10 protein-coding genes are annotated in these 12553 nt (G+C 63.0%); 7 read left to right on the plus strand and 3 right to left on the minus strand.

Features of this window, described 5'->3' with window-relative positions:
- The 7 genes from HGK27_RS09060 to mazG all read left to right on the plus strand — a co-directional run bounded on the left by HGK27_RS09060 (nucleotide 1) and on the right by mazG (nucleotide 8893).
- A complete protein-coding gene (locus HGK27_RS09060; RefSeq protein ID WP_206242973.1) occupies nucleotides 1-963 on the plus strand; it encodes an AAA family ATPase in 963 nt (320 codons plus the stop codon).
- Between the two features lie 30 nt (nucleotides 964-993).
- Entirely contained in the window at nucleotides 994-2556 is a 1563-nt protein-coding gene (gene metG / locus HGK27_RS09065) for a methionine--tRNA ligase (protein ID WP_206240234.1), read from the plus strand.
- On the plus strand, nucleotides 2556-3338 hold the full coding sequence (locus tag HGK27_RS09070; protein WP_206240235.1) for a TatD family hydrolase: 783 nt from the start codon (nucleotides 2556-2558) through the stop codon (nucleotides 3336-3338). Before metG ends, HGK27_RS09070 begins: the two co-directional genes overlap by 1 nt.
- On the plus strand, nucleotides 3335-4114 hold the full coding sequence (locus HGK27_RS09075; protein WP_206240236.1) for an MBL fold metallo-hydrolase: 780 nt from the start codon (nucleotides 3335-3337) through the stop codon (nucleotides 4112-4114). The genes HGK27_RS09070 and HGK27_RS09075 overlap by 4 nt, the downstream gene beginning before the upstream one ends.
- Before the next feature lie 215 nt (nucleotides 4115-4329).
- The gene (locus HGK27_RS09080; protein ID WP_241126967.1) at nucleotides 4330-6819 is read left to right on the plus strand and encodes a TonB-dependent receptor; all 2490 of its coding nucleotides are present in this window, start codon (nucleotides 4330-4332) and stop codon (nucleotides 6817-6819) included.
- 71 nt (nucleotides 6820-6890) lie between these two features.
- Nucleotides 6891-8024 (plus strand): glycerophosphodiester phosphodiesterase family protein, encoded by a 1134-nt coding sequence (locus tag HGK27_RS09085; RefSeq protein ID WP_322099025.1) that lies wholly within the window; start codon nucleotides 6891-6893, stop codon nucleotides 8022-8024.
- A gap of 74 nt (nucleotides 8025-8098) precedes the next feature.
- Nucleotides 8099-8893, plus strand: a complete 795-nt coding sequence (gene mazG, locus HGK27_RS09090) for a nucleoside triphosphate pyrophosphohydrolase (protein WP_206240237.1) — start codon at nucleotides 8099-8101, stop codon at nucleotides 8891-8893.
- A gap of 96 nt (nucleotides 8894-8989) precedes the next feature.
- On the opposite strand, the gene hflX is transcribed toward mazG, so the two are convergent.
- The 3 genes from hflX to ntrX all read right to left on the minus strand — a co-directional run bounded on the left by hflX (nucleotide 8990) and on the right by ntrX (nucleotide 12542).
- Nucleotides 8990-10336, minus strand: a complete 1347-nt coding sequence (gene hflX, locus HGK27_RS09095) for a GTPase HflX (protein WP_206242978.1) — start codon at nucleotides 10334-10336, stop codon at nucleotides 8990-8992.
- 8 nt (nucleotides 10337-10344) lie between these two features.
- The gene (gene hfq, locus HGK27_RS09100; RefSeq protein ID WP_206240238.1) at nucleotides 10345-11010 is read right to left on the minus strand and encodes an RNA chaperone Hfq; all 666 of its coding nucleotides are present in this window, start codon (nucleotides 11008-11010) and stop codon (nucleotides 10345-10347) included.
- 146 nt (nucleotides 11011-11156) lie between these two features.
- Nucleotides 11157-12542: a nitrogen assimilation response regulator NtrX gene (gene ntrX / locus HGK27_RS09105; RefSeq protein ID WP_206240239.1), complete on the minus strand. Its 1386-nt coding sequence runs from the start codon at nucleotides 12540-12542 to the stop codon at nucleotides 11157-11159.
- Nucleotides 12543-12553: the final 11 nt, after the last annotated feature.

Here is a 12553-nt window from a genome sequence, read left to right on the forward strand (position 1 = left end):
ATTCTTGAGGGCCACAGCGCCCCGTGGCGGGAGTGGCGCGCGGCGCAGGCCTCGCCCCGCATGCATCATGCGTGGATTCTGACCGGCCCCAAGGGCGTTGGGAAGGCAAGCTTTGCCTATGCCGCCGCCGCGCAGCTGGTGGCCGAGCCGGGCGTGCCTCAGCCCGAGATCGAAGTGCATCCCGATATTCTGATCCCGCGCCATCCCCCCGCCACCAAGGAGGATGAGAAAAAGCGCGACGAAGGCCTGCCGCATAACGTCAAACGCTCGATCCCGGTGGATGAGATCCGCGCTCTGCAGCGCCGCCTGACGACGCGGCCCACTTTGGGCAGCCGCCGCGCGATCATCCTCGATCCGGCGGACGATCTGGAGACCAGCGCCGTCAATGCGCTGCTCAAAAGTCTGGAGGAGCCCCCGGCGGGCACATACTTCCTGCTGGTGACGCATCGCCTTGGGCGCTTGCTGCCCACAATTCGCTCGCGCTGCCGCATCCTGCGTTTCGCGCCTTTGTCCGATGGGGCGGTGGATGGCATTCTGAAGGCTCAGGCCCCGCAGGCCGATGGGCCAACGCGCGCCGCCGCCGTGACTGCCGCGCAGGGCTCGCCCGGCGTGGCGCTGGATTTCGTGCATGAGGAGCTGGCCGCCGCTCACCAACTGATGGGCCGCATTCTGGCCGAGGGCGACGCAGGCATGATGCTGCGTGGCCTGCTGGCCGAAGAACTGGGCGCCCGTCCCAAGCGTGAACGCCTGAGCGCTGTGCTCGATCTGGCCCGCGCCGTACTGGCCGCCGATCTGCGTTCTGCCACGCCCCGGCGTCAGGCCCGGCTGATCGAGGCGCATGGCGCCATGGTCAAGCTGGCGCGCGAGGCGCCGATCTACAATTACGACCCCGGTCTGCTGGCAATGGAAATCGGGGCCTTGCTGGCATCGTCCGCCGTGCCTACAGAGGCTGGCAACCGATAACCCTCTCGCAAGTCAGGTAAGCACGGGCCCATGGCCGATCCTTTCTACATCACCACCGCCATCGCCTATCCCAACGGCAAGCCCCACATCGGCCATGCCTATGAGGCGATCGCCGCCGACGTCATCGCCCGCCACCAGCGCGCCGAGGGCCGCGACGTGCGCTTCCAGACCGGCACCGATGAGCATGGGCTGAAGATGGCGCAGAAGGCGCGCGATCTGGGCATCACCCCGCGCGCGCTGTGCGATGAAATGTCCGGACATTTCCGTGCGATGTGCGACGCTTTGAACATTTCCTATGATGTGTTCCAGCGCACCACGGATGAGGCGCATTACAAGGCCAGCCAGGCGATCTGGCAGGCGATGGAAGCCAATGGCGATCTCTATCTGGATCGCTATGAGGGCTGGTATTCGGTGCGCGACGAGGCTTTCTACGATGAAAGCGAGCTGGTCGCGGGCGAGGGTGGCGAGAAGCTGTCGCCGCAGGGCACGCCGGTGGAATGGACCGTCGAGGAAAGCTGGTTCTTCCGCCTTTCCGCCTATCAGGAACCGCTGCTGGCGCTTTACAACAGCCAGCCTGACTTCATCAGCCCCGACAGCCGCCGCAATGAGGTGGTGAAATTCGTCGAGGGCGGGCTGCGTGATCTCTCGGTCTCGCGCACCAGCTTCGATTGGGGCGTGCCGGTGCCCGGTTCGCCGGGGCATGTGATGTATGTCTGGGTCGATGCGCTGACCAACTATCTGACGGGTCTGGGCTATCCCGAGAAGACCCCGGAGATGGAGCGCTGGTGGCCTGCCGACATCCATCTGATCGGCAAGGACATCGTCCGCTTCCACACCGTCTATTGGCCCGCCTTCCTGATGAGCGCCAAGCTGCCTCTGCCCAGGCAGGTTTTCGGCCATGGCTTTCTGCTGCATCGCGGGGAGAAGATGTCGAAGTCGCTGGGCAATGTGGTCGATCCGCTGGAACTGGCCGAGCGTTTCGGCGTGGACAGCCTGCGCTATTTCCTGATGCGCGAAGTCAGCTTCGGCAATGACGGCAGCTATTCGGCGGAAGCCATCGTCACGCGCTGCAATGCCGAGCTGGCCAACAGCTTCGGCAATCTGGCCCAGCGCAGTCTTTCCATGATTTTCAAAAACATGGATGGTGTTCTTAAAGCTGATCTTCCGCTTTCGGATGCCGACGATGCGCTGCTGGCTACTGTGGCCGAAAGCATCGCCGCCATGCGCGAAGCCTTTGGCAAGCTGGACTTCTCCGACGGGCTCGATGCCTGGATGCGCGGTGTCTTTGCCTGCAACGCTTATGTTGATGCTCAGGAGCCATGGAAGCTCCGTAAGAGCGACCCGGAGCGGATGGAAGCCGTGCTGATGGTGCTGCTGCGCGTGGTGCGTGATCTGGCCATCGCCCTGCGCCCCGTCGTGCCGACCGCCATCGACAGACTGTTCGATCAGATGGGCATTGCCGAAGATGCTCGCAACTTCGCGGCTCTGGAAAACAAGGGCTGGCTGGCCGCTCTCGCCACTGCCGGCTTCACCCTGCAGCAGCCCAGCGGCGTTTTCCCGCGTCTCGAACTGCCTGCGGACGAGGACGCCTGATGCTCATCGATTCCCACTGCCACCTCAATTACAAAGGCCTGATCGAGCAACAGGGCGAGGTGCTGGCGCGCGCGCGGGCAGCGGGGATCGGCGCTTTTCTCAACATCTCGACAAGGCAGAGCGAATGGGCCGATGTGGTCGCCACGGCAGAGCGCGAAAGCGATGTCTGGGCAACCGTCGGCATCCATCCGCATGAGGCCGATCAGCATGCCGATCTGGGCGAGGGGGCCCTGCTTGAGGCCACCAAGCACCCGCGTGTGATCGGCATCGGCGAAACGGGGCTGGATTACTATTACGACCATTCGGACCGCGCGGTGCAGCAGGATCTGTTCCGCACCCATATCCGCGTGGCGCGTGAAACCGGTCTGCCGCTGATCATTCACACCCGCGAGGCGGAAGAGGATACGGCGCGCATCCTGACCGAGGAGATGGAGCAGGGGGCTTTCCCCGCGCTGATCCATTGCTTCACCGCTTCGGCCGATTTTGGCGAAAAGGTGCTCAATCTGGGATTAACCATATCGATCTCGGGCATTGTGACCTTCAAAAACGCCAAGGATCTTCAGGCCTTTGTCGCCACCATTCCGCAGGATCGCTTGCTGGTGGAGACGGATTCGCCTTTCCTCGCGCCGATCCCCCATCGCGGCAAGGTCTGCGAACCGGCCTATACCGCCGATACGGCGCGTTTCGTGGCCAATCTGCGTGATGTCAGCCTTGAGGATCTGGCTGCCACCACCAGTGCCAATTTCCGCAAGCTGTTCGCCAAGGCGGGGCTTGCCGCATGAAGCTGGTGATGCTCGGTTCGGGCACCTCCACGGGCGTGCCGCGTGTGGCAGGCGAACTGGGCGAGGACTGGGGCCAGTGCGATCCCGCTGACCCCAAGAACCGCCGCACCCGCGCCTCGATCATGGTTGAAAGCGCCGAGGGTTCGCGCCTTCTGGTCGATACCTCAACCGATCTGCGTCAGCAGTTGCTGGCCAACAGCATCCATCGCCTCGACGCCGTGTTCTGGACGCATGACCATGCCGACCATTGCCACGGCATTGATGATCTGCGTCCGTTCCGTTATGGTCGTGCCGGGCCTCTGGCGGGCTTTGCCAATGACGAGACGGTGCGGCGGCTGCGCAATCGCTTCGGCTATGTCTTCGCCGGACAGCATGGCTATCACACGCTGGTCGAACTGGAATCGCTCGATCGTTTGCGGATGTTCGCGGGCTTTGGTGTGGGCTGGTGCCAGATGCCGCATGGTCCGGCACAGAGCACGGCATTCCGTTTTGATTGCGACGGCAAGTCCATCGGCTACGCCACCGATTTCAGCGCGATCACCGGAGAGATGGTCAATCTGTTCCATGGCGTCGATCTGCTGGTCACCGACTGCCTGAGGCGTGAGCCGCATCCGACCCATGCGCATCTGGGCATGGCGCTGGAACTGGTGGAAGCCACGCGCGCCGACCGTGCCGTGCTGACCCATCTGGACAAGAGCATGGACTACCGCGAGGTTTCGGAGGAAATCCCGAGCCATGTGCAGGTTGGTTATGATGGTTTGACCATCGAACTCTGATCGCGAATGCCGCACTGCATCACGCATCTCTTAACATAATATCGATTATCGCAATCATGGCGTAATCTAAAAAAGACGGCTCGTGAGCGGTATCATGGCACTCCGGCCATAGTCCTGACATCGATGTCTTTATTCTGACGCGAAACAGTCAACATCCCGTCATCTCCACCCTCTAGCGGCTTCGCAATCGCAGCGCGATGTTAGAGGGGCACGCCATGAGCTTTAGAAAAATCGTCAACCCGTTAATGCTGCCGGGCGTTGCCGCCCTCGCATTGGCGCCTGCACTGGCCCATGCCGATGATACGGCCGCCACGCCGGCCGCGGCCCAGGCGCCGGACAATGAAGAAACCGCCGAAACCATCACGGTCACCGCCAAGGCCACGCGTTCCAGCACCTCGGTGGCTGGCGCCGAGATTCAGAAGATCCTGCCCGGCGCTTCGCCCTTCAAGGCGATGCAGACCCTGCCCGGCGTGCTCTACATCACCTCGGACCCCTGGGGTAACAATGAGCAGAACGCTCAGCTCTTCATCCACGGCTTCTCGATCAGCCAGCTCGGCTATGTGATGGACGGCGTGCCGCTGGGCGACCAGAATTACGGCAATTTCAACGGCCTGTCGCCCCAGCGCGCGCTGATCAGCGAGAACGTCGGTCGCACCGTCGTCGCCACCGGCGCTGGCGAGCTGGGCATTGCCTCGACCAGCAATCTGGGCGGCGCGGTTCAGGTCTACAGCAGCGATCCCGAAAGCCGCATGGGCGTTCAGGCCAACCAGACGGCGGGCATGTACGGCACCTCGCGCACCTATGCCCGCATCGACAGCGGCGAGTTTGCCGGTGGCAACAAGTTCTATCTCTCGGCCACGCGTCAGCGCGCGCGCTCGTGGGATTTCGCCGGTATTCAGGGCGGCTGGCAGGCCAATGCCAAATTCGTCCATGAGGATCACATCGGCAAGCTGACCGCCTATTTCGACTGGTCGGACAAGACCGAGCCCAACGAAGACGCCTCGGTCATCTACACCAACCCCACCACGGCGGTGCAGGCCAATGTGCCTTACACCCGCCCCTATACCTATCCCAATTTTGCCGCCGCACGCAGCTATGTCGATGCTTATGGCAACACGCCTGCCTCGGACGGTTCAAATTATCACAACTACTATTCTGACGCTCACCGTGCGGATTATCTTGGCTACCTCAAGTATGATCTGAACCTGGGCGAGCATCTGAAGTGGTCGAACCAGGTCTATTATCACCACAACAATGGTGAAGGCGTGGTGGCCGGTCCTCTGGGCCAGTCGATCACCGTGGTCGATGCCTATCTGACCCCGGGCTACACCACCGCCACCGCGCAGAAGAGCAACGCCAACACCTCTTCCTATCTGGTCGCGGCGACGGGCGGTTCGGGCTATGTGACCCGTACCACCGAATATCGCATCATGCGCAAGGGCATCATCTCGACGCTGAACGCCGATCTGGGCAATCACTCGATCGAGGCTGGCGTCTGGTATCAGTACAACAGCTCGCATGCCTGGCGCCGCTGGTATGCTCTGGATGCCAGCAATCCGGACAGCTCGACGCCCTACACCACGCCGACCAACCCGCTGTTCACACAATATGCCGCCGAAATGCGCGTGAACACGCTCCAGCTGCATCTGCAGGACACGTGGAAGGCCACCAACCGCCTGACCGTCGAGGCGGGCATCAAGACCAGCGCGCAATATGCCAACGGCTTCTTCATCGCCCAGCCCAAGGTCGGTTCCTATGCCGGTCTGGTCGCCGGTGACAGCCTGCCCTCGGGCCGCATCAACACCGAAAACTGGTTCCTGCCGACCGTGGGCGCCAAGTGGGATGTGAACGGCCACGAGGAATTCTACGCCAACATCCAGAAGAACATGCGCCAATATCAGGCATACGGCGGCGGCGGCAGCGCCGATCCGTGGTCGGTGGGCAACCAGCAGGCCTTCAACTACATCAAGGCCAATGGTCACCCCGAAAGCAGCTGGACCTATGAAGTGGGTCTGCGCTCGAAGCACAGCTTCACCAACAGCGCGGTCACCAGCATCGAGGGCCAGATCAACTATTACCACGTCGATTTCAGCAACCGCCTGCTTTCGGTCAGCGCGGCGCCGGGCGGCATCGCGGGTGGCTCGATCACCGGCGGCACCACCTCGCTGTTCAACGTGGGCAATGTGAAGACCGATGGTGTGGACGCGGGCGCCACGCTGCGCTTTGGCTCGATCGCCTCGATCTACAACGCCATCAGCTACAACAACTCGGTCTATCAGAGCGACTACTCCACCGCGACGGGCGCCGCCACCGGCAGCAGCATCGGCGGCTTTGCCACCGTCAACAATGTTGTGCCCACCGGCGGCAAGCAGGTGCCCGGCAGCCCCAAGTGGATGAACAAGACCGTCATCACGCTGGACAATGGGCCGTTCCAGGTTCAGCTCTTCGGTGACTATGTGGGCAAGCGCTACGCCACCTATGTCAATGATGGCGCGGTGGGCAGCTACTTCCTGGTTTCGGCCCGGATCGCCGCCAAGATCCCCGAGCGCTGGATCCACGCCCGCAAGGCGGAGATCAGCATGAATGTGACCAATCTGTTCAACACGACCGGCTGGTCCACGGTGTCTGTCAATACGTCGAGCAGCTTCTCGGCCTATCCGATCGCGCCGCGCATGGTGTTCGGCACGCTTTCGCTGGGGTTCTAGTTTTTGTTATCGCATCGTTTTTGCGAAAAACCGGTACCCACTTTTTCGCACGATGCTTTTGGAGAATGATGATGGGGCCGATTTCCCGCCGACGCCTGATGGGCTATACTGCTGCAACAGGCATGGCCATGGGGGTCGGCCCCCTTTCCTCTTTGGTTAACGGAGCCGTTCCCATGCGCCAGCGTCCTGCCAAGCCGGTTGTGATGGGGCATCGTGGCTGCTCCGCCTTGCGTCCCGAGCATACGCTGGGTTCCTATGCCAAGGCGATCCAGGATGGGGCCGATTTTGTCGAGCCCGATCTGGTGAGCACCAGGGATGGCGTTCTGGTGATACGCCATGAGAACAACATCGCTGAAACCACAGATGTTGCAGCACATCCTGAATTCGCATCCCGCAAGACCACCAAGACCGTCGATGGCGAAAAGCTGACGGGCTGGTTCACCGAGGACTTTACCCTTGCCGAGCTGAAAACGCTGCGCGCCAAGGAGCGCCTTGAAGGGATGCGCAGCGAAAGCCATTCCTATGATGGCGAATTCCAGATCGTGACGCTGGAAGAGATGATCGACTTCGTGGCGGCGGAAAGCGCGGCGCGAGGCCGGATCATCGGCATCATTCCAGAGATCAAGCATTCCACCTATTTCGCCGGGATCGGCCTGCCTCAGGAAGGGCGGTTTCTGGAGCGGCTGAACGCCAGTCGCTATCTCAAGACCGCGCCGGTGATCGTGCAGAGTTTCGAGACCGCCAATCTGCGTGCCTTGCGCCCTGTGTTGGCTGACAAGCCCAATGTGCAGCTGATGCAGCTGATCGGCGCGCCCGATGAGAGCCCCGCCGATTTCGTGGCCAAGGGTGACAAAAGGGTCTGGAAGGACCTGTTCACCCCGGCCGCCATGGCAGATATGGCCAGCTACGCCGACTGGTTCGCGCCGCCCACGCGCATGTACATCCCGCTGGGCAAGGACGGCAAGATGGCCGCGCCCACCGGGCTGCATATCGCCGCGCGCAAGGCCGGCATGCTGGTTGGGACATGGACCTTCCGTCCCGAGAACCACTTCCTCGCCGGTGATTTCCAGAATGGTGCGGGCGATGGCGCTCGCAATGTCGAGGGCAGTCTGGCCGAAATCAGCCATTACCTGAAGACCCTGCAACTCGACGGTTTCTTCACCGACGATCCGGCGCTTGGCCGCAAGGTTGTCGATCAGGCGTAAAGGCCTGTTGGCAAAGCCGGATGCTCCGTGGCAGAGGACAAGGCACCCTTCCCTCTGCCATGCGAGGTTTTTCGATGACCGCCAGCCCCTCCCCCTCCAGTCCATCATTGGCCCGACTGCTCGCCATCATGGCCCGGTTGCGCGATCCGAAGACGGGCTGCGAATGGGATGTGGCGCAGACCTTCACCACCATCGCGCCCTACACCATCGAAGAGGCCTATGAGGTCGCCGACGCCATCGAGCGTGATGATATGGCCGATCTGCGCGAGGAACTGGGCGATCTGCTGCTTCAGGTGGTGTTCCACGCCCGTATGGCCGAGGAAGCCGGGCATTTCAGCTTCGATGATGTCGCCGCCGGGATCGCGGCCAAGATGGAAAAGCGCCACCCGCATATCTTCGGCGATGAGGCCGGGCAGGACTGGTCGCGTGAGACCCGCTGGGAAGCTCAGAAGGCCAGCGAGCGCGAGGCCAAGGGCGCGACCAGCGCGATGGATGGCGTGGCTCAGGCGCTGCCCGCGCTGATGCGGGCGGAAAAGCTGCAGAAGCGGGCGGTCCGGCAGGGCTTTGATTGGCCCGATACCGAAGGCCCCGTCGCCAAGCTGGCCGAGGAAGTGCAGGAACTGGCCGAAGCCACCAGTGAGGCCGAGCGTATCGAAGAAGCAGGCGATCTGCTGTTCGCTGCCGTCAATGTGACGCGGGCCTATGGTGTGGCGCCGGAAGAGGCCCTGCGCGCCGCCAATGCCAAATTCGAGCGTCGTTATCGCGGCATGGAAGCAATCGCTGATCGGCAGGGGCAGGATTTTGCGGCGCTGTCGCTCGATGAGCAGGAAGCCCTGTGGCAGGAGGTCAAGCGGGGCGAGAAAGTCTGAACCCGTTCCGGGCCGAAAGCCAAAACCCGCTGGCCCGCAAAGCGTGGTGGATGGACTTCAGATGTTGGCGACCCAAGCAGCCTGGATCGCCAACGATCAGCCTTCCAGATCTTCGCTCAAGCGGCAATAACGGCCCCATTCGCGCGGCGTGAGGCGCACCCGCAAGCGGCGGCGATGATCTTCGCCCTCACCCGCATCGACATCCTCCAACACATCGCCATGCGCGTGCAGCCACGCCAGACGCTGGCCATCGCCCGCTTCCAGCGTCAGCAGATGCTCGCGCGCATCACCCGTCAGCAGGCGGCCTGCTGCTTCGAGCAGCTCCTCACAGCCCTCACCCGTCAGCGCCGAAAGCGGCACGATCAGCTGGTCTTCATCCTCGCTCTGCTGGCGCGCGGCGCGCAGCAGCTCAGCCACCTGTTCGGCGGGCAGCAAGTCCCACTTGTTCCAGACCTCGATGATGGGAACCTTGGGAGCGAAACCGCCCTCCTCCATCAGTCCCAGATCGGCCAGCACATCCAGCACATGCGCCTTTTGCGAGGCCGTTTCCGGATTGGCGATGTCGCGCACATGGATCACCACATCGGCGGCGGTAACCTCTTCCAGCGTGGCGCGGAAAGCGGCGACCAACTGCGTCGGCAGGTCCGAAATGAAGCCCACCGTGTCCGAGAGGATCGCCTTGTCGACGCCCGCCAGACGGATCGCACGCATCGTCGGGTCCAGCGTGGCGAAGAGCAGATCCTGCGCCATCACGCCTGCCCCGGTCAGCTGGTTGAACAAAGTCGATTTGCCCGCATTGGTGTAGCCCACCAGCGCCAGCACCGGCCAGGGCGCCTTACCGCGCCTTTCGCGATGCAGGCCGCGCGTGCGGCGCACCTGCTCCAGCTCGCGGCGGATGCGCGCCATGCGGTCGCGGATCATGCGGCGGTCAGCCTCGATCTGGGTCTCGCCGGGGCCGCCAAGGAAGCCGAAGCCGCCGCGCTGACGCTCAAGGTGAGTCCAGGACCGGACCAGACGGCCCGCCTGATAGTCCAGATGCGCCAGTTCGACCTGCAAACGCCCTTCGGCCGTCGCCGCGCGCTCACCGAAGATTTCGAGGATCAGACCGGTGCGGTCGATCACCTTGCGCTTGAGTTTTTCCTCAAGATTGCGCTGCTGCACCGCCGAAAGCGAGCCATCGACGATCACCAGTTCGGCCTCATGCAGGTTGCACTGCACAAGGATGTTGTCGATCTGGCCTTCGCCGAACAGCGTACCGGGGCGTGCCTCGCGGATGGGCACGGCGAAGGCCTCGGCGATCTCCAGCCCGATGGCCAGCGCCAGGCCCTTGGCCTCCTCGATCCGCGCGGCGGGGTCGCTTGTGGTGGCGGCCCGCCCACGGATATCCGGGCATACGACGAGGGCACGCGCGCCGCGCGTTACCTCGCCCTTCGAGTCATCGATATGGAAAGTCAGGCGTCAGCATCCTCTTCGCCGTCCCACTCACCCGTCAGATCGACCGGGGTTACCGGCTGGATGGTGGAAACGGCATGTTTATAGGCCAGCTGGACGTAACCTTCACGCTCCAGCAGCATGCAGAACAGATCATAAGCGGCCACGCGGCCCTGAAGCATCACGCCGTTCACCAGGAACATCGTGACCTGCACAGCAGCGGCACGGATGCTGGAGAGGAACACGTCCTGCAGCAGGCGGGCCTTCTTGTTGCCCTCGGCGGTGCCGAAAAGACGGGTGTCGATCGGGGTGGAGGGCATGATCGTGGAAACGGCATGCTTGTAGACCAGCTGCGACTGGCCATCGCGGCGCAGCAGGATCGAGAAATTGTCGAACCAGGTGACAATACCCTGCAATTTCACACCCTTGACGAGGAACATCGTCACCGGGGTCTTGTTCTTGCGCAGGTGGTTGAGGAACTGGTCCTGAAGGTTCTGGCCGCCTTTTCCAGCAGAAACGCCGGACGGGGCTGCCGTGGCAGTCGCAGGGGCGGCGGCGGGCGCCGGTGCTGCCTCAACCTCGGGGGCGGGAGGCGGCGTGGGAGCCTTGAGCTTGGGGCGCGCCGTCAGCTTGCGCGCGGGCTTGACGACCTCTGGGGTTTCCGAGGTTTCGGTAGCTTCTGTCATGTTTTTGCTCCTGTTTTTGGCGGGCGGTGGGGCCACCCGCGATCTGGCACCCGATTCTCGGGTTACCGACGTCTGTCTTGAGTGAATAATGTTTCGCGCTTGCAGCGTAAATGGTCAAATTTGTCCTGGCGATGAAAAAGAGGCGCTTACTCCTCTTCTTCATCCTCGCGGCGCTCGCCCATGCCCAGCAGCTTGAGCTTGCGGTGCAGCGCCGAGCGCTCCATGCCGATAAAGCTGGCCGTCTTGGAGATGTTGCCCGAAAAACGGCGGATCTGGACGCGCAGATATTCCCGCTCGAAGTTCTCGCGCGCCTCGCGCAGCGGCACGCCCATCAGCGCCGACATGCCGCCATCGCCCGCCAGACGCCCGCTGACGATCTCGCCGGGCAGCATATCCGGCTCGATTGTGCCGAGACGCTCGCGCGGGGCGAGGATCACGGTACGCTCCACCACATTGCGCAGCTGGCGCACATTGCCCGGCCATTCATAGGCCTGCAGCGCGGCCATCGCCTCAAGGCTGATGTCTGGCGGCGGCAGGCCCTGATCGTTGGCGTAACGAGCGAAGAAATGGCTGACCAGCGCGGGTACGTCATCACGGCGCTCGGAAAGCGGCGGCACATGCACCGGCACCACGTTCAGGCGGTAGAACAGATCCTCGCGGAAGCGCTTCTCCGCGATTTCCTTCTCCAGATTGCGGCTGGTGGAGGAAACCACGCGCACATCCACCCGCAGCTGCCGCGCCCCGCCGACACGGGCAAAGGCCTGATCGGTCAGCACCCGCAAAATACGCGCCTGCGTGGACAAAGGCATATCGCCCACCTCATCGAGGTAAAGCGTGCCGCCATCGGCCATCTCCAGCAAGCCAGCGCGGATCAGCTTGCCGTTTTGCTCCTCGCCGAACAGCTCTTCCTCGAAGCGCTCAGGTGTGATGCGGGCCGAATTGACGCTGACGAAGGGGTTCGTCGCACGCGGGCTCCAGCTGTGGAGCAGGCGCGCCGCCACCTCCTTGCCCGCACCCGAAGGGCCCGAGATCAGCAGGCGGCTGCCGGTATTGGCCACGCGCTTCAAGGTCGCGCGCACATGGTTGATGGCGCTGGAGTTGCCGGTGAACTCCTCGCCTTGTGTCATATCCAGCTTCAGCCGGGCGTTCTCGCGGCGCAGGCGCTCGGTCTCGGTGGCGCGCTCGACCAGATGCAAAAGGCGCTCGGTCTCGAAGGGCTTTTCGATGAAATCCATCGCGCCGCGGCCGATCGCGGCCACGGCCGTATCGATGTTGCCATGGCCCGAAAAGATGATCACCGGCAGATCGGGCTCACGCGCCTTGATGGCGTCCAGCACCTCAAGCCCGTCCATCGGGCTGCCGTGCAACCACACGTCGAGCAGCACCAGCGAGGGGCGCCGTTTGTCCACCGCCTCCAGAGCGGCGCGGCTGTCGCCTGCCGTCCTGCAGTCATAGCCCTCGTCGGAGAGCACACCCGCGACGAGATCGCGAATGTCCTTCTCATCGTCGACGACCAGGATATCGAGTGCCATGGAGATGTCCG

Origin of the sequence: Novosphingobium terrae (assembly GCF_017163935.1) — a bacterium.
GTDB classification, from domain to species: domain Bacteria; phylum Pseudomonadota; class Alphaproteobacteria; order Sphingomonadales; family Sphingomonadaceae; genus Novosphingobium; species Novosphingobium terrae.

Excerpts from the sequence above, each read along its gene's own strand:
- HGK27_RS09085 (WP_322099025.1), top strand. The coding sequence starts at position 6,891 with ATGGGGCCGATTTCCCGCCGACGCCTGATGGGCTATACTGCTGCAACA.
- HGK27_RS09075 (WP_206240236.1), top strand. The coding sequence starts at position 3,335 with ATGAAGCTGGTGATGCTCGGTTCGGGCACCTCCACGGGCGTGCCGCGT.
- HGK27_RS09080 (WP_241126967.1), top strand. The coding sequence starts at position 4,330 with ATGAGCTTTAGAAAAATCGTCAACCCGTTAATGCTGCCGGGCGTTGCC.
- metG (WP_206240234.1), top strand. The coding sequence starts at position 994 with ATGGCCGATCCTTTCTACATCACCACCGCCATCGCCTATCCCAACGGC.
- mazG (WP_206240237.1), top strand. The coding sequence starts at position 8,099 with ATGACCGCCAGCCCCTCCCCCTCCAGTCCATCATTGGCCCGACTGCTC.
- HGK27_RS09070 (WP_206240235.1), top strand. The coding sequence starts at position 2,556 with ATGCTCATCGATTCCCACTGCCACCTCAATTACAAAGGCCTGATCGAG.
- hfq (WP_206240238.1), bottom strand. The coding sequence starts at position 11,010 with ATGACAGAAGCTACCGAAACCTCGGAAACCCCAGAGGTCGTCAAGCCC.
- ntrX (WP_206240239.1), bottom strand. The coding sequence starts at position 12,542 with ATGGCACTCGATATCCTGGTCGTCGACGATGAGAAGGACATTCGCGAT.